The organism is Nocardia sp. NPDC050710 (genome assembly GCF_040654375.1).
In the GTDB taxonomy this organism is placed as follows: Bacteria; Actinomycetota; Actinomycetes; order Mycobacteriales; family Mycobacteriaceae; genus Nocardia.
Genome location: NZ_JBFAHV010000046.1, coordinates 1 through 23,751, shown reverse-complemented (window position 1 = coordinate 23,751; position 23,751 = coordinate 1). Strand labels below are relative to the sequence as shown.

Below are 23,751 nucleotides of genomic sequence, written 5' to 3'. Positions count from 1 at the left end.
ATCAAATACCGGGCAAGACGATTCACCCGCGCATCCAACTCCGCATACGTCAGCTGCGCACCATCATCGGACACCAACGCAACGGCCTTCGGATCGGCAGCCACCGTCGCATCCAATAGCGAAACCAATGTCGCGGCGGTATCCACATCGCGCACGGTCGCATTGCGGGCGACCACCAGCTCGGCCCGCTCCGCCGGATCCAGCAGTTCGATATCACCCACGGGCGTCCGCGGCGCCGCGACCATATCGCGCAGCAGACGCGCGAACCGGTCCACCAGCTCGAGTGCGGTCTCCTCGTCGAAAAGATCGTTGGCGTAGGTCAGGATCCCGCCGAGGCCGGTGGGATTGCCCGCCTCGTCATAGCCGTCGGCCAGTACCCAGTGCAGATCGAACTGCGACAGCTCCATATCCATCGCCAGGCGTTCGACGGTGAGGCCCGGCAGTTCCAGAGCGGTGCGGCTGATGTTCTGGAAGGACAGGCCCACCTGGAAGAGCGGATGCCGTGCTGTCGAGCGCGCCGGGTTGAGCACCTCGACCAGCCGCTCGAACGGTACGTCGGCATTCGCGAGCACCTGGATATCGGTGTCCCGCTGCCGCTCCAGCAGCTGTGCGAAACCGGCATCCGCGTCGACGCGGGTGCGGAACACCAGGGTGTTGACGAACATACCGATCAAATCGTCCAGCTCGGCATCACCGCGTCCCGCCATCGGCGTGCCGATCGCGATGTCCTCGGTCCCGGAGAGCCGGGCCAACAGCACCGCCAAGGCCGTATGCACCGCCATGAAGACCGTGGCGCCGTGGGCCCGCGCCAACTCGGCCAGCGCCCTGTGCGTTTCGGCATCGATAGCGATATCGACCTTGCCGCCCGCGAAGGACTGCACGGCCGGGCGCGGCCGATCCGAGGGCAGATCGAGCTGATCGGGCAGGTCCGCCAGCTCGCGTCGCCAGAAGGCAACCTGCTGGGCCGCCAGCGATTCCGGATCGTCCTCGCTGCCGAGCAGTTCACGCTGCCAGATGCTGTAATCCGCGTACTGCACCGCCAGCGGGGCCCAATTCCGGGCCACACCATTGGCACGCGCCACGTAGGCGGTCATCAGGTCGCGGGTCAGCGGACCGACCGACCAGCCGTCACCGCTGATGTGATGGACGGCCACCGCCAGTACGAAATCGTCCGGCGCGCCCTCGATCTCGAAGAGCGCGATACGCACCGGCGGGGCGGCGGTGACGTCGAAACCGGTCGACAACACCCGTACCACCGCGGATTCCAGTTCCGCCGTGGTGACCGTGCCGAATTCCACCTCGGGAGTGGCCTGCTCGGCGGGCAGGATGACCTGTACCGGACCGTTCTCGGTCTGCGGGTATACCGTCCGCAGCGTCTCGTGCCGCGCCACGATATCCCCGACCGCCGCGCACAGGGCGGCGATATCGAGCGCACCGGTCAGCCGCACCGCGATCGGTACGGTGTAGGCCGCGGACTGGGCGTCGAACCGGTTCAGGAACCACATCCGGCGCTGGGCCAGCGACAGCGGAATCTGTTCCGGCCGTGGCCCTGCCACCAGGGCCTTGCGCCCGCCCTCGCCTTCCAATTCCCTCAAACGCGCGGCCATGCCCGCGACCGTCGGCGCCTCGAAGATCACCCTGGCGGGCACCCGCGCATCGATGAGCGCGCCGAGCCGAGCCGCGACCTGCGTCGAAATCAGGGAATTGCCACCGAGTTCGAAGAAATCGTCGTCCCGACCGACCTGCTCGATGCGTAGCACCTCGCCGATCACCTCGGCGACCGATTGTTCCAACGCGGTCCGCGGCGCGCGGTACTCCCGCGGCGCCAATTCCGGTGCGGGCAGTGCCCTGCGGTCCACCTTGCCCGCCGGTGTCAGCGGAATCTCGTCGAGTACGACCACGGCCGAGGGCACCATATACGGCGCGAGACCGCGGGCGGCGAACTCCTTCAACCGAACCGGATCGAGCTCATAGCCCGCGACGGCCCGAACGTAGGACACCAGGATCGTGTCACCGGGCTCGGTGGTGCGGCCGATGGTGATCGCGTAGTCGACACCCTCGTGACCGGCGAGTACCGCGTCGATCTCACCGAGTTCCACTCGGAAGCCACGGATCTTCACCTGGAAGTCCGAGCGTCCCAGATATTCCAGTTCCCAGTCGGCGCCCGGTGCGGCGATCCAACGGACCACGTCACCGGTGCGGTACATCCGCGAGCCCTCCGGACCCCACGGATTGGCGACGAAGCGTTCGGCGGTCAGCGCGGCCCTGTTGCGGTAGCCGCGGGCCAGCGCGCCGCCCGCGAGATACAGCTCACCCGAAACACCGGGCGGCACCGGTCGAAGTCGGGTATCCAGCACGAACGCCGACATTCCGAAGACCGGACCGCCGATGGTGACCCGCTGTCCGGCAATCAGATTCGCATAGGAGGCGACGATCGTCGCCTCGGTCGGACCGTAGGCGTTGAGATAGGTACGGCCGGGCTGCCACTTGGCCAGCAGTTCCGGCGTGGTGACGTCGCCGCCGGCGTGGATGAGCTCGAGGTCCGGCAGCCCGGTGGGTTCCATGGTGCCGAGCACCCCCGGCGGGATGAGCGCATGGGTCACCCGCTCCGCGCGCAGCAACTCACTGAGTTCCAGCCCACCGAAGACGGTGGACGGCACGATCACCAGGGTCGCGCCGTGCGCGAAGGCGCTCATCCACTCCAGCACCGACGGATCCGCGATCGGGATACGCACATGCAGCACCCGATGCCCCGAACCCAGCCGGTACAGCTCACTCGCGTAGTCGACCAGATCGCGCAGACCGGCGTGAGTGACCGTGACGCCCTTGGGCAGACCGGTCGAGCCGGAGGTGTAGATCACGTACGCCGGATGCGCGGGGCGCAGCACGGCCAGCCGGTCGGCGTCGGTCACCGGTGTCGCGGGCTGCCGCTCGCACAACAGCGCGATCTCGGGATCGTCGAGTACCAGCCACTGCACATCGTCGGGCAGCTGATCGCGGTACTCGACGGTCGTCACGCCGAGCACGGCGCCGGAATCGGTCGCCAGATAACGCACCCGATCCACCGGGTGCGTGGGATCGACCGGCACGTGCGCGCCACCCGCCTTGGCGATTGCCAGGACCGCGACCACGGTCGAGTACGACCGTGGCATGGCCACGATCACCGGATGTTCCGGGCCGACGCCACTGCCGATCAACACCCTGGCCAGCCGCGAGGAGTACTCGTCGAGTTCGCGGTAGGTGATCGAGCGCCCCTCGGCGCGCACCGCGATGCGCTCCGCACCATGGCGCAGCCCGCGAGTCAGCAGATCCGGCAGCAGGCTGCCCGGCAGCAGCATGCGACTGCTGGCGGGGCGGGTCAGCGGGCCGCGTTCGCGCTCGGTGAAGACCGGCAGATCGGCGACCGGCGAGTCGGGCTGTGCGGCGATGGCCCCGAGCAGCCGGACGAAGCGGTCGGCGTAGCGCTGAATCGTACTGTCGTCGAACAGGTCTCGAGCAAAGGTGAAAACTCCGGCGAGTCCGGCGGGCTCGTTGTCCGCGCCGAACTGCTCACCGATGAGCAGCGACAGATCGAACTTCGCGACGCCCTCGCCCAGATCCACGCCCGCCAAGGCCAGCCCGGGCAGTTCGAAGCTCGGCGGAGTGAGGTTGTCGAAGGACAGCGACACCTGATAGAGCGGATGCCGGCCGGTGGAGCGCGGCGGGTCGAGTACCTCGACGAGCCGCTCGAACGGAATATCGGCGTGTGAGAACGCTTGCAGATCGGTTTCCCGTGCGGCGTCGAGCAATTCGGCGAAACTGTCGCCGGGGCGGACCCGGGTCCGCAGCACCAGCGTATTCACGAACATGCCGATCAGATCGTCGAGCGCGGCCTCGCCGCGGCCCGCGATCGGGGTGCCGATCGCTACGTCCTCGGTACCGGAGATCCGGCTCAGCAATACCGCGAGCGCGGCGTGCACCACCATGAAGACGGTGGCGTTGTGCGCACGGGCCAAGCGGACCAGTTCGGCGTGTACCTCCGCGGCGACCACCAGATCGGCCTTACCCGCGGCGAAGGACTGGACCGCGGGCCTCGGCCGGTCCGCGGGCAGGTTCAGCTCGTCCGGCAGCCCGGCGAGCTGATCGCTCCAATACGAGAGTTGCTGGGCCGCAACCGATTGCGGATCATCCTCGGCGCCGAGCGCGGCGCGCTGCCACAGCGCATAGTCGGCGTACTGCACCGCGAGCGGCACCCAGCCCGGCGCGACGCCGCCGCCGCGGGCGACATAGGCCAGCATCAGGTCGCGGGTGAGCGGACCCATCGACCAGCCGTCCGCGCTGATGTGATGAGCCACGAAAACCAGGACGTGCTCGCGCTCGGACCGGCGCAGCAGCCGGACCCGGAACGGCAGTTCGGCGGTGACGTCGAAGCCCGCGCCGACAATCCGCCGGATTTCGGATTCGAGCCGTTCCGCGGCGACCGGCTCGGGCACCAGATCCACCGGCGCGTCGGATACGGGCAGCACCTGCTGCACCGCGCCCTCGACGGTCTGCGGGTAGATGGTGCGCAGGATCTCGTGCCGGGCCACCAGATCGGCGACGGCCAGCCGCAGGGCTGTGACGTCGAGGTCACCGGTGAGCCGGATGGCGATCGGCATATTGTAGGCCGCCGATTCGCTGTCGAACCGGTTCAGGAACCACATCCGCTGCTGCGCGAGCGACAGCGGAATCCGCTCCGGACGCGCGCCGATTCCCAGCGCGCCGCCGGTCTGCTCGGACGGCGCGGACTCCTCGACCCGGGCCGCGAGCGCCGCGACCGTCGAGGCCTCGAACAGCAGTCGCACCGGAACCCGGACACCAAGCGCCGCACCCAATTGCGCCGCGACGCGGGTGGCGACCAGGGAGTTTCCGCCCAGCTCGAAGAAATCGTCGTCGGCGCCGATCTGATCCAACCCGAGCACGGTAGCGAAGACCTCGGCCACGACCTCCTCGCCCGGCGTTGCCAACGCGCGGAATTCGCGTGCCGCGAACTCCGGCTCCGGCAGCGCCTTGCGGTCCAGCTTGCCGCTCGGGTTCAGTGGGAAGGCCGCCAGCGCCACCACGGCGGCCGGAACCATATAGGTGGGCAGGGTTTCGGCGATCGCGGCCAGCAGCGCCTGCTGGTCGATGGCGTGCCCGGGCGCCGGGACAGCGTAGGCGACCAGTTGGTCGCCCAGGGCCGAAGCGACCACGAGAACCACGGCCTGGCTCACCGAATCCTGTGCCAGCAGCGCGGTTTCGATTTCACCGAGCTCGATGCGCTGACCACGGAACTTCACCTGGAAGTCGGTGCGGCCGAGGTATTCGAGGCGCTGCGGGGTGGATGCGGCGGTGGCCCGCCACAGCACCAGGTCACCGGTGCGGTACATGCGCTCGCCGGACCCGAAGGGGTTGGCCACGAACCGATCCGAGGTCAGATCGGGCCGGCGCACATACCCACGGGCCAGCTGGTCACCGGCCAGATACAGCTCACCGGGCACACCCGCCGGCACCGGCCGCAAGCGCGAATCCAGCACGTAGACCCGGGTGTTCCACTGCGGAAGACCGATCGGCACCGTCCGCACATCGCCGGCCGAAGCGGGCCAGTACGTCACCGAGACCGCGGCCTCGGTGGGACCGTACAGATTGTGCAGCGGGGCATCGGAAACCGCGCGCCAGGCGGTGACCGTCTCCGGCGGCAATGCCTCACCGATGACGAAGACGTCGCGCAGCGACGCCAGCGACTCGGGCCGCGCATGCGCGGCGAAGACGGCCAGCATCGACGGTACGAAGTCGGTGACGGTGACCTGTTGTGCCGCAATAATTTCCGCGACGTACTCGGGATCGCGATGACCGTCCGGCGTTGCGACCACCAGCGTGGCGCCGACCCGCAACGGCATGAAGAAGCCCCACAGCGACACATCGAAAGTCGTCGCGGTCTTCTGCAAGTACACATCACCCGGACCCAGCGGGTATTCCGCCAACATCCAGCAGGTCTGGTTGTGGATCGCGGCGTGCGACACGGCCACACCCTTCGGGCGGCCCGTCGAACCGGAGGTGAAGATGACGTATGCCGGGTGTTGCGGTGACACCGGGCGCAGCAGTTCCGCCCCCCGGACCGGCTCGCCCGCGAAGCCGTCGAGATCGACGGCATCCAACACGACCACGGCGGTCTCCGCGGGCACCGTCACCGCATCGGTGGAGGTGGTGACCACGCAGGCGGGTTGGGCGGTATCCAGGATGTGCGCGATGCGCTCGGCCGGATGATCCGGATCCAGCGGCATATACGCACCACCCGCGGTGACGATCGCGTACATGCCGACCACCAGGTCCAGCGACCGCCGAATCGCCAGACCCACCAGCGACTCCGCGCCGACGCCCCGCGAAATCAGCAGCCGGGCGAGCTTGTTGACCCGCTCGTCGAACTCACGGTAGGTCAGCTGCTCGCCCTCGTAGACGAGGGCGACCGCGTGCGGATATTGCGTCACCGCGCGCCGATAGGGCTCCAGCAGCAGTTCCGGTGCGATGGGGTGCCGGGTCTCGTTCCAGTTCAGCAGGATCCGATCGCGTTCGGCGGGCGCAAGCAACTCGATGCCGCCGACCGACCGCCGCGGATCGGTGGCCACCGCGGCCAGAATCCGGGTCAGCCGCGCCGCGAAGTCGGCGATCGTCGACTCGTCGAAGAGATCGGTGGCGTAGGTGAAGACCGCCGCCATACCGCCACCGCCGGGCCCGTCCAGCTCCGGAACCACGGTCAGTTGGAGATCGAATTTCGCTATCGCACCGTCGAATTCGAGGGCACGCGCGGACAGGCCGGGCAGTTCCAGGGTGGCCCGGTCCATATTCTGGAAGAACAGCGCCACCTGAAACAGCGGGTGATGGGCCTGGGAACGGACCGGATCCAGCACCTCGACCAGGCGCTCGAACGGCAGCTCGGCGTGCGAGAACGCCGCCAGATCCGCCTCTTTCGTCGCGGCGAGGAGTTCCAGGAACGACGCGGCCGGATCGATCCGGGTCCGCAGCACCAGCGTATTGACGAACATGCCGATCAGGTCATCGAGTTCGCGTTCGCCGCGGCCCGCGATCGGGGTGCCGACGGCGACATCGTCGGTGCCCGACAGCCGCGCCAGCAGCAGCGCGAATGCGGCGTGCACGATCATGAATTCGGAGGTCGCGGTGCTGTGCGCGAGCGTGGAGAGCCGGGCGCGCACCTGGGTATCCACCTCGAACGCGTACTCGGCCGCGCGACCGGAGGCCACCAGCGGCCGCGGTCGATCGGCGGGCAGATCCAGCCGATCCGGCAGACCCGCCAATGCCCGACGCCAGTAGTCGATCTGGGCCGCGGCCACCGAGTCGGGATCGTCCACATCGCCGAGCAGTTCGCGCTGCCACAGCGTGTAATCGGCGTACTGCACCGGCAGCGGCGACCATCCGGGCAGCGCACCGTCGCGACGTGCGAGGTAGGCCGTCATCAGGTCGCGCGCCAGCGGTGCGAAGGAGGCGCCGTCGGCGGCGATATGGTGCAGTACCAGTGCGATGACATGGTCGTCGGCCGCGAGCGCGGCGATGGCCACCCGCACCGGCACCTCGGCCGTCACGTCGAAGCCCGCCAGCAGGACTCCGCCGAGCCAGCCGAGCAGCCCGGACTCGGCGACCTGCTCCGGCTCCAGCTCGGGAACTACCTGCGCCGCGGGCAGAATCACCTGGTAGCCGGTGCCGCCGACGGACGGGTATACCGTCCGCAAGGTCTCGTGTCGCTCGATCACATCCGCCAGCGCCGCACGCAGAGCGGCCAGGTCCAGTGCGCCGGACAGTCGGATGGCGAATGGAATGTTGTTCGTCGCCGAGGCGGTGTCGAACTGATTGAGGAACCACATGCGCTGCTGGGCCAGCGACAGCGGAATGTGTTCCGGGCGCGGACGGGCCGTCAATGCCTTGCGGTCCCCGGCATCGGCGTGCTGCTCGACCCGCAGCGCCAGCGTCGCGACATCCGGGGCCTCGAACAGCAACCGCACCGGAACGCGTGCGTCGAGCGCCGCGCCGAGCCGGGCCGCGACCTGGGTGGCCAGCAGTGAGTTGCCGCCGAGGGCGAAGAAATCGTCGTCGAGACCGACCCGCCGGGACTCACCGTCCGCGTCATCGGCACGCAGCACTTCGGCGAAGGTATTCGCCACGATCTGTTCGATCGGGGTGACCGGCGCACGGAATACGGCCGTCTCGAAGACAGGCTCCGGCAACGCCTTCCGATCCAGCTTGCCGTTCATATTCAACGGCAGGGCATCGAGCACCACGAACGCCGACGGCACCATATACGACGGCAGAGCCGTGCCGAGGGCAGACTTCACGCGCGCCACCTCGACATCGGCGTCCGCCGACACCAGGTAGGCCACCAGACGGTCACCGGTCTTGGCATCGGACTTCACGATCACCGCAGCCTGTGCGACCCCGGGCAAGGCGAGCAAAGCGGCCTCGATCTCACCCAACTCGATACGGAAACCACGAATCTTGACCTGGAAATCGGTACGACCCCGATAGTCCAACTCACCATTGGCATTCCACGCCACCAAGTCACCCGTGCGATACATCCGCAGACCCGGCTCGAACGGGTTCGCCACGAACCGATCCGCCGTCAGATCGGCACGACCGAAGTACCCCCGCGCCAACTGCGCACCGGCCAGATACAACTCACCCGGAACACCCACCGGAACCGGACGCAACCGCGCATCCAGCACATAAACCCGGCTGTTCCACTCCGGACCACCGATCGATACCGACACCCGATCGGCCACCGTGACCCGGTGGCTGGTGATCGACACCGCGGCCTCGGTCGGTCCGTACAGGTTGAACAGCGCGATATCGGTATTGGTCAGCACGAACCGGCGCGCCAAGGCGGCGGGCAGTGCCTCACCGATGGCCAGCACCCGCCGCAGCGAACCCGGCAGGTGCCCGGTCGAGAGCGCATCCAGCATCGACGGAACCGCATGCAGCGTGGTGACCGATTCACGAGCCATCAGCTCGTTCAAGTAGGCCGGGTCGCGGTGCCCGTCCGGCGCGGCGATCACCAAACGCCCACCGCAGACGGCGGCGGACCAGAACTCCCATACCGACAGGTCGAAGGTGGCGGCCGTCTTGAGCAGCACGGCGTCGTCCGTACCGAGACCGAATTCGGCGGTCTTCCACAGCAATTGGTTGACGATCGCGCCGTGCGCGACCGCGACGCCCTTGGGGCGACCGGTCGAACCGGAGGTGAAGATCACGTACGCCGTATGCGCCGCACGCAGCGCGACGACCCGCTCGGCATCCGTGATCGGCGCGGCGGACAGCCCCGCGAGGTCGACGCGGTCCAGCCGGATCACGGGTGCGGTCCGGGTGTCGAAATCGGCGTCGGCGTTGGTCAGCACGCAGACCGGCGCCGCGGTCGCCAGAATGTAGTCGGTGCGGTCGGCAGGCTGGTCGGGATCCACCGGCACATACGCACCACCGGCCTTGGTGACCGCGTACATCGCCACAACAAGATCCACCGAACGACGAATAGCCAACGCCACCCGTGACTCGGGACCGACACCCACCGAAATCAGATGCCGGGCAAGGCGATTGACCCGCGCATCCAGCTCCGCATAACTGAGCTGCGCACCATCATCGGACACCAACGCGACCGCCTCCGGATCGGCGGCCACCGTCGCGTCCAGCAACGACACCAACGTCGCCTCGGTATCCACCGGGTACCCGGTGTCGTTCCACGCCCCGAGGATCCGCGCCTGTTCGGTGCGATCCAACAGCTCGATCTCGCCCACCGGCACCCGCGGGTCCGCGATCACCGCATCCAGCACCCGCACGAACCGGCGCGCGAAGCCCTGCACCGTCGATTCGTCGAAAAGGTCGGTCGCATAGGTGAATTCGGCGTTGATCTCGGCGGGCGCGCCGTCGTCGGTGTAGGTGTCGGTGAGTGTCACCTGCAGATCGGTCTTGGCCAGGCGGGTGTCGAAATCGACCCCGCTGACCGACAATCCGGGCAGTTCGAAGGAGGTCTGCGCCAGATTCTGGAAGGACAATCCGATTTGGAACAGCGGGCTGCGCGCCGCGGAACGTACCGGGTTGAGGACCTCGACCAACCGCTCGAACGGCACGTCGGCGTGCGCGAACGCCTCCAGATCGCGCTCACGCACCTCGGCGAGCAGATCCTCGAACCGGTCGCCGAGCCGCACGCGGGTGCGGAAGACCAGCGTATTCACGAACATGCCGATCAGATCGTCGAGTTCGCGCTCGCCGCGGCCCGCGATCGGGGTCCCGACCGCGATATCGTCGGTGCCGGACAGGCGGGCGAGCAGCACCGCCAGCGCGGCATTGCACACCATGAACAGCGAGGCGTTGTTGTCCTTGGCCAGTTCCTGGAGTCGCCGGTGACGATCCGCGGAGATCTCGAAGCGAATCGCGCGGCCCTGGAAGGACTGCGCGGGCGGACGCGGGTGATCGGTCGGCAGCTCGAGCTGATCCGGCAGACCGTCCAGCGCCGCCTTCCAATAGGCGATCTGCGCGGTGGCCAGCGAATCCGGATCGTCCTCCGAACCGAGGACGGCGCGTTGCCACAGCGCGTAGTCGGCGTACTGCACCGGTAGCGGCGCCCACTGCGGGGCTGTCCCGGCGGCCCTGGCCGTGTAGGCCACCATCACATCGCGGGCGAGCGGCCCCATCGACGAACCGTCGGCGGAGACGTGGTGCACCGTGAAGGCGACGACATGCTCCTCGTCGGACAGCTTGAACAATGCCACCGCGACCGGCACGTCGACCGTCACATCGAAGGTGGTCAACGCGAATTCGATGACCCGCGACACCACCTCCGCGGGGTCCACCTCCAATCGCGTCAGCGTGAACGCCTTCTTCGGCGCCGGATGGATCACCTGATGCGGCCCCTCGGCCGACCTCGGGTAGACGGTGCGCAGGGCCTCGTGCCGGGCGAATACATCGCCGATGGCCAGGCCGAGCGCCTCCACATCCAAGGTGCCCGACAGCCGCACCGCGAGCGGAATGTTGTCGACCGCGGAAGCCGCCGGATCGAACTGGTTCAGGAACCAATACCGCTGCTGGGCCGGTGACAGCGGGATCCGCTCCGGACGCGGCGTGGGCGCCAGCGCCAGCCGCCGCCCCGATCCCCTGGTCTTCGCGAGCCGCGCCGCCAGCGCGGCGACCGTCGGCGCCTCGAAGAGTGACCGGGCCGGGACCTGGGTGTCCAGGGCCGCGCCGAGTCGCGCGATCACCTGGGTGGCGATCAGCGAGTTGCCGCCGAGTTCGAAGAAGTCGTCGTCCGCGCCGATCGGTGCGGACGGATCGAGCAGTTCGGCGAAGACGGTGGCGACCATCTCCTCCAGCTCGGTCGAGGGCGCGCGGAAGACCTTGGCGCGCAACCGCGGCGCGGGCAATGCCGCACGGTCCAGTTTGCCCACCGGTGTCAGCGGGATCCGGTCCAGCACCATGGTGGTGGTGGGCACCATATGCGCGGGCAGGCTGCGCTCGGCGTGCTCGGTCAGCGCGTCCGTATCCACCGTCGCACCGGGTGCGGCGTGTACGTAGGAGACGAGAATTGTCGCGCCCGTATCGAGATCGTGTCCGACGGTGACCGCGAAATCGACCGTCTCGTGTCCGGCCAGCACGGCGTCGATTTCGCCGAGCTCGATCCGGAAGCCGCGGATCTTCACCTGGAAATCGTTGCGGCCCAGGTACTCCAGCTCGCCCGCCGCGGTCCAGCGCACCAGGTCGCCGGTGCGGTACAGGCGGGATCCGCTGGGGTCGAAGGGATTCGCGATGAAGCGGGCCGCGGTCAGCGACGCGCGCTGATGGTAGCCGCGGGCCAGCTGCGCACCGGTGATGTACAGCTCGCCGACCACGCCGTTCGGCACCGGCGTCAGCCGGTCGTCCAGCACGAATTCGCTGATGGCCCGGATCGGACCGCCGATGGTCACGACCTCACCGGGCACCAACGGCGCGCTGATATTGGTCATGATCGTGGTCTCGGTCGGACCGTAACCGTTGTAGAACTCCCGGGTTTCGCCGTCGGCGATCGGGACGACCCAGCGGCGCACCAGCTCCGGCGGACAGGCCTCACCACCGGCCACCACGACCCGCAGCGCGTCGAGTCCGGCCGGATCCACCGAGGCCAGCGCCGCCGGGGTGATGAAGGCGTGCGTAACCTCTTCGCGGCGCAGCAGATTCGCGAGCTCGGCGCCGCCGTATACGGTCGGCGCGACCACCACCATGGTCGCCGCCCCACCGAGGGCGAGCAGCAGCTCCAGCACCGAAGCGTCGAAGGACGGCGACGCGAAATGCAGTGTGCGCGAATCGCTCGCCAGCCGGTAGCGGTCGCGCTGCTCGTCACAGTAGCTCGACAGCCCGGCCTGGGTGACCACCACGCCCTTGGGCTTACCGGTGGATCCGGAGGTGTAGATGACATAGGCCGGATGCTCGGCGCGCAACTGTCGTACCCGATCGGCGTAGGTCACCGGCTCCGCCGAATAGCGGTCCAGCCCGCGCACGAACTCGGGCTCGTCGAGCACCAGCCATTCGACCGCGCCGGGCAATTCGGCGGCCACCGCGCCGACGGTCAGGCCGAAGGTCGCGCCGGAATCGGCGACCATATGCGCGACCCGGTCCGCCGGATAGTTCGGATCCACCGGGACGAACCCGGCGCCGGACTTGGCCACCGCCCAGACCGCGACAACCGATTCGATCGACCGCGGCACACCCACCGCGACCAGATCCTCCGGACCAACCCCGCGCGCGATGAGCAGCCGGGCCAGCCTGCTCGACCGCGCATCCAGCTCGGCGTAGCTCAGCTGCGCCCGGGTCGCCTCGGCATCGGCGAACCGCACGGCGATACCGGCGGGATTGGCCTCCACCGCGGCCACCATCAGCTGCGGGAGAGTTTTGACGCGGGAACGTTGGTTCCGGATGGGGCGGGTACGCACCGGGCGCGTCATCAGCGAACGCCTCCCGGAACCACGTTGCACTGCCGATCCGTCACCGTAAACAACGAACGCTCCCTCAGTCTTGTCCGTGTCAGCACATACCCTGCCGTGCCACAACTAAACGGCGAGTTCTGGTGTTCCTCGCCGACCACAAAGTCAGCCGTCGCTGCCGCAGCCTGCCCTCCCGGGCAGGCGTGGCGGGTCCTCGCGATCGGCCTGAATCACCCGAGCTGGCTCGGTACCTCGCTTCCGAGCAGCTCCGACAGCGCAACAACCTCCACCGAATTCCCGTCCGCCGGTACGGATACCGGGTCGCCGGTGAGGACCACGACCGCTAGATCTTCCAATTCGGAAACCGCGACGGTGCCGAATCCGGCCGCGTCGGTCAACAGATGTGTGACCCATTCGTCGGCGAGCAGGCCGGTCAGATCGCCGGCACCATCGCCTAGCACGATCGAGGCGCCGTTCGCGCCCGCGGCCACCGTCTCGATCAGCGCGGCCACCGACTCCGGACGTCCGTGCGCGAAGGTGCGCGATTCGAAGGTCAGACCGGTGCGCACCGCGAATTGGTCTACCGCCGAGGCCAATTCGTCGTAGGTCAGCGCGGCCGCGCCGGATACCAGCGCCGGATCACCGCCGCGCAGGGTCCGCAACCGGTTCGCGTAGGTCACCGGCCGCGACGACTGAGCACCGATCTCGGCGATCACGGCGAAATCGTCCAGTGCCAGCCAATCCACACTCGCCCCCGCGGCATCGGCGGCCCGACCCAGCGCCACCTTGACCACCGGCTCGCTCGGCAGCGCGGCATCGGCGGACGGTACCGGGACCAGCGCGGCGCCCGCCTTGAGCACCGCCCAGTACGCCACCACCGCGTCCACACCGCGATCCAGTCGCACCGCGACACCGGTGCCCGGCCCGCAGCCGCGATCGATCAGCACCCGCGCCAACCGCGACGACCTGGCGTCCAGCTCGTGGTAGGTGACCGCTTCCTCGCCCCACACCACCGCGGGCCCGTCCGGATCGTCCTCGACCGCGGCAGCCAGCGCCTGCGCCAGCGCGGCGCCCACCGTGGCCGCCGCGCTTTCACCCGTCTCGGCGGCACTCGAACCGACCAGCGCCCGATCGCGCTCCTCGGCGTCGAGGATGTCGATATCGCCGACGACCACCCGCGGGTCGGCCGCGACGGCGGTGACGATCCGCTCGAACCGGCGCCCGAATGCCTGTGCGGTCGACTCATCGAAAATATCTGTGGCATAGCTGAATACGACGCTCAGCTCACCGGTCGTCCCGTCCGCGGCACGGCGCGGGTCGACGATGACCTGCAGGTCGAATTTGGCCGCGACGGCGCCCGCGTCCAGACCGGCGATCGTCAGACCGGGCAGCTCCAGCGACGGCTGTTCGATGCTCTCGAACGACAGCACCACCTGGAACAGCGGGTTGTGTGCGCTATTGCGTCCGGCGGCGACCTCCTCGACCACCCGCTCGAACGGAATATCGGCATTGCCGAAGGCCGACAGATCCGTTTCACGCGCCCGATCGACCAGATCGGCGAAGGTGGCTCCGGAGTCGACCGGGGTGCGCAGCGCGAGCGTATTCACGAACATGCCGACCAGATCGTCCAGCGCGCGTTCGCCGCGACCGGCGATCGCGGTGCCGATGGCGATATCGGAGCTGCCCGACATCCTGGCCAGCAGGACCGCGAGGGCCGCGTGCACGACCATGAACAGCGTCGAATTGTGTTCCCGCGCAATCTTGGCCAGATTCTCGTGCACCTCGGCGGGCAGACTGATTCCGGTCATGGCGCCGCGCATGGTCGGCACCGCGGGGCGCGGACGGTCCAGCGGCAGTGTCAGTTCACCGGAGAGTCCGGCGAGCTGTTCGCGCCAGTACGCCAATTGCTTCGCCGCCGCCGAATTCTCATCGGATTCGTCACCGATCGCGGCGCGCTGCCAGAGCGCGAAATCCGCGTACTGCAGTTCCAGCGGCACCCAGGCGGGCGAGCGGCCCTCGACCCGGGCGACATAGGCGGTGGCGAGGTCACGGGCCAGCGGCGTCATCGAGACGCCGTCCGCCGCGATGTGGTGCACCACGACGACGAGCAGGTGATCCTCGGGGCCCTCGGCGGTCGGTCCCGCCGTGGTCAGCAGTACCGCGCGCAGCGGAACCCGTTCGGTCACCTGGAAACCGACCGACATCAGCTCGGTGATGCGGCCGATCGGATCATCGGTCCGCTCGACGTCCAAACCGCCGGGCAGCGCATCGCCGACCGTGAGGATCTCCTGATACGGCAGCCCGCCGGGGCCGGTCGCCGGGTAGCGGGTGCGCAGCGCCTCGTGCCGCTCCAGGACATCGGCCACGGCGTAGCGCAAGGCGGAGACATCGAGTGTGCCGGAGAGCCGGATGGCCAGCGGGATGTTGTACGCGGGTGAGCTCGGGTCGAGCTGGTTGAGCACCCACATCCGCTGCTGCACCAGCGACAACGGCACCTGGTCCGGCCGCGGCCCGCGGGCCAGTGGCGGACGCGTGTCGCCGTCGCCCGCACCGGGCACGATGCGCGCGGCGAGCGCCGCGACGGTGGAGGCCTCGAACAGTTCGCGGACCGCCAGATTCGCGTCCAGCGCCGCGTTGATGCGGGCCACCGCCCGGGTGGCGAGCAGCGAATTGCCGCCCAGCGCGAAGAAGTCGTCGTCCAAGCCGACCTCGACGCCTCCCGCCGTCCCCGCAAGCAACCCGGCGAATACCTCGGCCACGGCCTGTTCGATCGGCGAGGACGGGGCACGGAAGACGGCCCCGCTGACGAATTCCGCCTCGGGCAGCGCCTTGCGATCCAGTTTGCCGTTCGGGGTGAGCGGCAGCGCGTCCAACACCACGATCGCGTCGGGCACCATGTAGCCGGTCAGGAATTCGGCCACCGCGCTACGCAATTCGATCGAATCGAGTACGGCGCCGCTATCGGGCACCGCGTATCCGATGAGCCGGTCGCCTGCGTGCTCGTCGGTGCTGACCAGCACCACCGCCTGGCTGACACCGGGGCAGCGCAGCAGCGCGGATTCGATCTCGCCGAGTTCGATGCGGAAGCCGCGCAGCTGCACCTGCTGGTCGCTGCGGCCCGCGTATTCGAGGTTCGCCTCGCCGCCGAGGCCGACCCAACGACCGACATCGCCGGTGCGGTACATACGAGATCCCGACGCGCCGAACGGATTCGCCACGAAACGGGTCGCGGTGAGCCCGGGCCTGCCCAGGTAGCCGCGCGAGAGTTGCCTGCCCGCGACATTGATCTCACCCGCCACACCGACCGGCGCCGGATGCAGCCGCTCGTCGATGACATAGGCGTCCAAGCCGGGCAGCGCCCGGCCGATGACGCTGGCCGGATTCTCGGCCATCTGCTCATCCAGCGACAGGAACGACACGTGCACCGTGGTTTCGGTGATGCCGTACATATTCACCAGCCACGGTGCGTCCACCGCGTGCCGCTCGTACCAGCGCCGCAGCTGCCGCAGGTCCAACGCCTCACCGCCGAAGACCACATAGCGCAGCGCGAACTTGCCCTGGCCGGTGGCATGCGCGGCCCGGTCGGCCTCGGCCAGCTGGTAGAAGGCCGACGGGGTCTGGTTCAGCACCGTGACCTGTTCGCGGATCAGCAACTCGCGGAACAGTTCCGGCGAACGCGAGGTCAGATAGTCGACCACCACCACGGCGCCGCCGTTGGCGAGCGCACACCACAGTTCCCACACCGAGAAGTCGAAGGCGAACGAATGGAACAGCGTCCAGACGTCGGTCTCGTCGAATTCGAAGAGCAGCTGGGTATTGGCGAACAGCTCCACCACATTGCGGTGGGCCACCCCGACACCCTTGGGAACGCCGGTGGAACCGGAGGTGTAGATGACGTAGGCCAGGTTGTCCGGGCGCAGCGGGGCCCTCCGGTCGGCGTCGGTGACCGGAGCGTCGGCGAATGCGGCGGCCTCCTCCAGCAGCACCACCACATTCTCCCCGGTGGGCACCGCGTCACGCTCCCCACCGGTGGTGAGGATGCAGGCGGGCGCGGCATCGGCGAGCATGAACTCCAGCCGTTGCGCCGGATAGGCGGTATCGATCGGCAGGTATCCGGCGCCGGAGATGAGCACGCCGAGCAAGGCGACGGGCAGCTCTTCGGTACGCGGAACGGCAACGGCCACCAGCGATTCCGGTCCGGCACCGCGGGCGATCAGCGCCCGCGCCACCCGGTTCGCGCGCCTTTGCAGCTCGGCGAAGGTCAGCGCGGTATCGCCGAACCTGACCGCGACCGCATTCGGGCGCAGCCGGGCCTGTACCGCGATGAGATCCACCAGGGTGACCTCGGGGATCTGGGCACCGGGGGTATTCCACTCGTGCAGCACCAGATCGCGTTCACCGGGGGCGAGCAGATCGATATCGCCGACCACCGCACCGGAATCGGCGACCAGCGCCGCCAGCACCAGGCGGAATCGGTCCGCGAAGTCCTGCACCGTCGGCTCGTCGAACAGATCGGTGGCGTAGGTGAAGGCGATCGAAATGCCCTGCGCCGCACCGTCGGGCGCGATGTCCTCGACCAGTTCCAGTTGCAGGTCGAACTTGGCCAGCGGCACCGACATCGGTACGCCCGCGACCGTGAGTTCGGGCAGCTCGAGCGAGGTCGGCGCGAGATTCTGCAGGACGAGCAGCACTTGGAACAGCGGATGCCTGGCGGTGGAGCGGACCGGGTCGAGCAGTTCCACCAGGCGCTCGAACGGCACGTCGGCGTGACCGAACGCGTCCACATCGCGGCCGCGCACCGTACCGAGCAGCTCCGTGAAGGTGCTGCCGGGATCGATCTCGGTGCGCAGGACCAGGGTGTTGACGAACATGCCGATCAGGTCGTCCAGCGCCGCCTCGCCGCGGCCCGCGACCGGGGTGCCGATCGCGATATCGCGGGTGCCCGACAGCCGGGCCAGCAGGACCGCGAGTGCGGCGTGCACGACCATGAACAGCGTCGAATTATGTTCCTGCGCAACGGTGCGCAGCGCCACGTGCAGCTCGGCGTCCAGACCCGCGCGCAGTGTGGCGCCGCGGTAGGAGGCCACGGCGGGGCGCGGCCGATCGGCGGGCAGGTTCAATTGCTCGGGCAGCCCGGCCAATTCGGCCTGCCAGTAGGCGATCTGCCCGCTGAGCAGCGAGTCCGGATCGTCCTCCGCGCCGAGGGTCTCGCGCTGCCAGATCGCGTAATCGGCGTATTGCACCTCCAGCGCGGGCCATTCCGGGGCTGCGCCGCCCGCCCGGTTCGCATAGGCGGTCATCAGATCGCGGGTCAGCGGGCCCATGGAGAAGCCGTCACCGGCGATGTGGTGGATCACGCATACCAGCACATGTTCGGACGCGCCGATACGCAGCAGCCGCAAGCGGATCGGCGGTGCGGCCGTGACGTCGAACCCGGCCATGACGGCCGCAGCGACCAGCTCCGGAACCTGTGCCTCGGTCGCGTCGAGCACCGGAAGCTCCGGCGCCGCACCGGGATCGGCGGCGGGCAGCACCAGTTGCACACCGGTGCCGTCGAATTCGGGGTAGACCGTGCGCAGGACCTCGTGCCGGTCGACCAGATCGCCCACCGCGGCCTCGAGGGCCGCGATGTCGAGCCGCCCGGACAACCGCACCGCAATCGGAATATTGTTGACCGCGCTCGCCGGATCGAAGCGGTTCAGGAACCACATCCGCTGCTGCGCGTAGGACAGCGGCACCCGCTCCGGACGCTCGACCGGATGCAGCGCCCGCCCGGCGGGTGTATTCGCCTGCTGCTCCACCCGTTCGGCGAGTGCCGTGACGGTGGAGGCCTCGAAGAGCAACTGCACCGGCACCCGCACATCCAGCGCGGAGCCGATACGCGCGGCCGCCTGCGCGGCCAGCAGCGAGTTGCCGCCGAGTTCGAAGAAATCGTCGTCGGCGCCGATTCTGGCGTCATCCGCATCGCCGAGCAGCAGCGCGCCGAACACCTCGGCGACGATCTGCTCGGTCGGGGTCGCGGGCGCCCGGAATTCGCGGGTGGCGAAGACCGGCTCGGGCAGCGCGTTGCGATCGAGCTTGCCGACCGCGTTCAACGGGATCGCGTCCAGCACGACGATCGCGGCCGGGATCATGTACGCGGGCAGCGATTCCGCGATGTGCGCGGTGAGCGCGGCGGTGTCCACCGACGCGTGCGCGTGCGGCAGCACATACGACACCAGCGCGGTCTGACCGGAGGGCAGCGTCTTGCCGAGCGTCGCGGCGTAATCGATATCGGGGTGGCTGGTCAGCGCGTTGTCGATCTCGCCGAGTTCGATGCGGAAGCCACGGACCTTGACCTGGAAGTCGACCCGGCCCAGATATTCGATGGCGCCGCTGTCTTCGGAACGGCGCACCAGGTCGCCGGTGCGGTACAGCCGCCCGCCCGGATTACCCGTCTCCTCGCCGAACGGGCTGGCCACGAACCGCTCCGCGGTGAGGCCGGGGCGCCCCAGGTAGCCCTGCGCCAATGCGGAACCGGACAGGTAGAGCTCACCGATGACCCCGGCGGGCACCGGCCGCAGCCGCGGATCGAGGACGAACGCGCCGACGCCGGGGATGGCGGCGCCGATGGTCACCGGCTCGTCGGCGCGCATCGGCGCACTGCTGGTGGCCAGGATGGTGGCCTCGGTCGGGCCGTAGCCGTTGTAGAACTCGCGGGTGCCGTCCGCCCAGCGGCCGACCAGCTCCGGGCCGAACTTATCGCCCGCGACCACCACGACGCGCAGATCGGACAGGTCGGCCGAGTCGACCGATTCCAGCGCGCCCGGCGTGATCAGCATGTGTGTGACCCGCTCACGGCGCAGCAGATCCGCGAGCTCGAATCCGCCGAATACCGACGGCGGCGAGATCACCAATGTCGCGCCCGCGGTGAAGGCGAGCAGCAGTTCGAGCACCGAGACGTCGAAGTTGGGCGAGCAGACGTGCAGTACCCGGGAATCGGTGGTGACGCCGTAGTGCTCACGCTCGGCGGCGACCAGACCGGCCAGACCGGTGTGGGTGACGACCACGCCCTTCGGCTTGCCGGTGGAGCCGGAGGTATAGATGACATAGGCGGGATGCCGCTCGTCGAGCGGGCGGACCCGGTCGGCGTAGGAGATCGGGTGCTCGGGCCGGTCCGCGATCCGGTTGGCGACCACCGGATCGTTCAGCTCGATCCAGTAGACGCTGGTCCCCAGCACCGATCGGTGCGCCGAGGTGGTGAGACCGATGGTGGCGCCGGAGTCGGACAGGATATGCGCGATCCGGTCCGCGGGATAGGCCGGATCGACCGGCACATAGGCCGCGCCGGTCTTCGCGATGGCCCAGACGGCCAGCACCGACTCGATGCTGCGGGCGATCCCGATGGCAACCACATCACCCGGGCCGACGCCGCGCTCGATCAGCTCGCGGGCCAGCCGCGAGGAATCGGCGTCGACTTCCCGGTAGGTGAGTTCGACGTCACCTTCGCGGATGGCCACCGCATCGGCGGCGGATTCGACCGCGGCGGTCAGCAGCTGGCCGAAGGTAGGGCTGCCCGACCTGCGGCGACGATTGATACGGCCAGAACGACGGGCAGTTTCCATTCGGGTGCAGTCACCTCTCGCGTCTAACTCGGCCGCACGGCCATACTGTCCTCGGTCCCACCCCCGGAGATCGTGATCCTGGGCCAGCGGTCCGAGCAATCATATCGGTCCGCCCAGGTCCGGAAACCTCGGCGGAATCATCCCACGATCACCCGCACCTCCCGGTGCATCGGTGCCCGCAGGTGGAGCGTTGCAGAACGGCCGGGTACATGGTCCGGTTCTTACCCATTTACAGCGACAACCATTCGTTCGGGATCTCGCCCGGGCGCCGGACCAGATCGGCCGCTCAGCGGGGTATCGCTGGTCCGGCCCGGTCGCTGTGGCCAGCACGTCCATTCTCGGGCTGGATCGGCCTCCTCGCGGTCGTACTCTTCAGATGCTGCCTGTCCGGTCCGCTTTATGCCGGGTCTGGGGGCTCGGTCTCGATCGATGTTTGTTCGATGTCGGGGTCGGACCATACCTGCAACCGCTACCTACAACCGCTCGGAGGCGGTGCGTTGTCCGGGTTGGGGCGCTCGACAGCGCAGCCATTTCGCTGCTATCGGTGATTCGGTTCTCGTTGGTCGGCGGGGTCGGGGAGGCGACTGCCGATGGTCAGTATGGAATGCGTCGGCTGAAGGTGGGTGGGCTACGGTGCCCGGGGTGGCTCGAGGGTGCGGTGAGGAATGACGCCTACAGAGGACCGGGCCGCACGACGTTCCCGCAGACCAGGGGCCAGTGAGGTTGCGAAGACCGGGGAGCGCTTGCGTGCGAGTTTCCCAGGTGGTTGCGTCCACTAGCGTGGCGTACGAGCTTCCGCGTGACATCCACCTCCGGAACCGCAGCGAGCGCAATTTCCTGGTGTTCGCAACCAACGACCGCACAAGTGCACCCACCGCTACCGTGGCTCCAGGTGCATCGGCGCTGACAGCCACTCCCACACAGCGATTGTCGGTCGCCGTAGCCGACGATGGCGTCTCGCTATGCTCATCGTGGCATCAGTGCAGTGCCACAAAAGGTTTCGACCTGGGTGTAGGACACCGGGTGGGTAGGTGCGCGGACCTGGACTGGGGACTACCTGCCGTCATTTCTTCAACTGGCGCAGGCGGATTGGCATCAGGCGCATGAAGACAGGCAGCTCGCCCAGCGGAGGTCCGCACATTATTGATCCGAGCGTCGGCGGGCCTACCCGGGGCTGCATCCGAGCGGTGCTGAACGCGTCGTGCGCCCTACCGGACCTACCTCCTGCTGCCAGGCCGCGGTGTCGGGCTTGTGGCCGGTCATCTGGCCGTGGTCCCGTCTCGAGCATTGAATTGTCGAAAGTCGAGTGGTCGTCGAAAGTCCACAGGTGGTGGCGTTATCGGAATGAGGCACAACCATTCCGCCTGACCCACAGAGAGATTCGGGGTGCCCTCCTCGAGGCTCGAGTGGCGCGTGGAATGATCCCGGTTGCCATGTCGAAGACCGAGAGCGGACGTCATGTCGATCAGCAATCAGCAAGTGACCACGCACAGTTTTCTTCGTGTTCTCTACGAGGACGGTTTCTATCCCGACCATCTGGTGGACCGGGGTAGGGCAATCTTGCTGAGGCTGTGCGCGCATCGAGGCCGAGCAGCCCGCTGACCTGGCCGCACTGTATGTCCTTACCCAAGCTGCTACCGAGGAGTTCAATGCGCTCGAGGCTGAGTTCGACTCGGCGGGTAGCGAATTCGATACTGTGGCTCGTGAGGAGATAGGCGAGGACTTCTGGTTCGTGGCCCATGCGTATGGTTTCCAGGATGTGGATGCTGAGGAGCTGATCACTGGCCGGGAGTGGTGAACCGGGGAAGGGGCGGCTGGTGAGGCGACCTTTCAGGCTCTTCGGTGTCGGTTGCGGTCCCTGCGTCCTTGGGGTGATGTCGATGAGGCGTTCCAGCAGGTTGCCCTTGTAGAACAGTGCTCCGGCGCGGACGAGCACGACGAGTTCGGGCACGTCGACCTTGCGCCAGCGGGCCTGAGCGGCCTCGATCAGTTTGTAGGCCATGGCGATTCCAGCCGCGCGTGAACCCGGCCCCTTGGTGACCTTGGTCCGCAGGCGCACCGACGCGAACGTCGACTCGATCGGATTCATGGTGCGCAAATGGATCCAGTGCTCGGCGGGGTATGGGTAGAACTCCAGCAGCACGTCGAGGTCCTCGGTGATCTTTGCGACGGCTTTGGGATACTATGCGCCGTAGTCGATTCCGAATGCTTTTACCGCCAGCTGCGCCTTATCGATGTCCTCGGCCATGTAGATGTCCTTCATCGCCGCGATCGCACCGGGATGCGCCGATTTCGGTAGTGCGGCGAGACATTCGCAGTTTTGTGGAACCAGCAGCGCTGCTGCCGTGTGTCGGGGAATACTTCCCGCAAGGCTTTCCGGAACCCGAGCGCGTCATCGCCGATCGCGAGCACGGGCGCGATCATGCCACGGCGGCGGCAGTCGCGTAGCAGATCGGCCCAGGACTCTGTGGATTCGCGGTAGCCGTCGGTGAGGGCAACAAGTTCTTTGCGGCCGTCGGCGCGGACGCCGATCATCACCAGCAGGCACAGTTTCTGCTGTTCGAGCCGGACTTTGGTGTGGATTCCGTCCACCCACAGGTAGATGTAGTCGGTGCCCGACAGGTCGCGTTGGGAGAGGCGCGGGCCTCGTCCTGCCACTGGCTGGTCAGCCGAGTGATCGATGCCGCCGACAATCAGGAGCCGGAGCCGAGGAACTGCTCCAATGCCGGGCTGAAATCGCCGGTGGACAGCCCATGCAGATACAACAACGGCAGCACCTCGCTGACCTGCGGTGAGCGGCGACACCAAGCGGGCAGGATCGCTGAGGAGAACCGCTTGCGCTCACCGGTTTCCGGATCAGTTCGCTTGTCGTTCACCCGCGGCGCGCGCGGTCACCGCACCAGCAGCGGTCACGATCTCACGTTCGGTGCGATAGCCGTTGCGCACCACAGCCGACGGCCGGCTTTGTCGACCTGGTTGGCGTACTGGTCCACGTAGGCGGCGACCTCGGCCTGCAACGCAGCCGCCAGCATTCGCCGGCCCGGCAACGCCGGACGATCGAAACCCATTGACCTTCAGATCATCCGGGAAGCACTTCTTCCCGGCCATGTCGGGTAAGGACGGCGCATTGCTGCGCCGTCCTCCCCTCAGAACCGTGCGAGCGGTTGTTCACCGCACACGGCTCAAGCAAGCCGCGAGGA

2 protein-coding genes and 2 pseudogenes are annotated in these 23,751 nt (G+C 68.1%); 1 reads left to right on the top strand and 3 read right to left on the bottom strand.

Translation table 11 applies throughout. The features are described from left to right. Together AB0H61_RS38450 and AB0H61_RS38445 are read right to left on the bottom strand one after the other, a co-directional pair. Window positions 1–12,968: amino acid adenylation domain-containing protein (locus tag AB0H61_RS38450; RefSeq protein WP_357313712.1), on the bottom strand; the 12,968-nt coding region annotated here is incomplete at its 3' end. Between the two features lie 209 nt (window positions 12,969–13,177). Then, window positions 13,178–20,551, bottom strand: coding sequence for an amino acid adenylation domain-containing protein (locus AB0H61_RS38445; protein WP_357313709.1), 7,374 nt, complete (start codon window positions 20,549–20,551; stop codon window positions 13,178–13,180). 1,458 nt (window positions 20,552–22,009) lie between these two features. On the opposite strand from AB0H61_RS38445, the pseudogene AB0H61_RS38440 reads away from it, so the two are divergent. Continuing rightward, window positions 22,010–22,349: pseudogene (locus tag AB0H61_RS38440) on the top strand (DUF5713 family protein). Window positions 22,350–22,418: 69 nt separating this feature from the next. On the opposite strand, the pseudogene AB0H61_RS38435 reads toward AB0H61_RS38440, so the two are convergent. Beyond that, window positions 22,419–23,589: pseudogene (locus tag AB0H61_RS38435) on the bottom strand (IS256 family transposase); the annotation flags it as partial. Window positions 23,590–23,751: the final 162 nt, after the last annotated feature.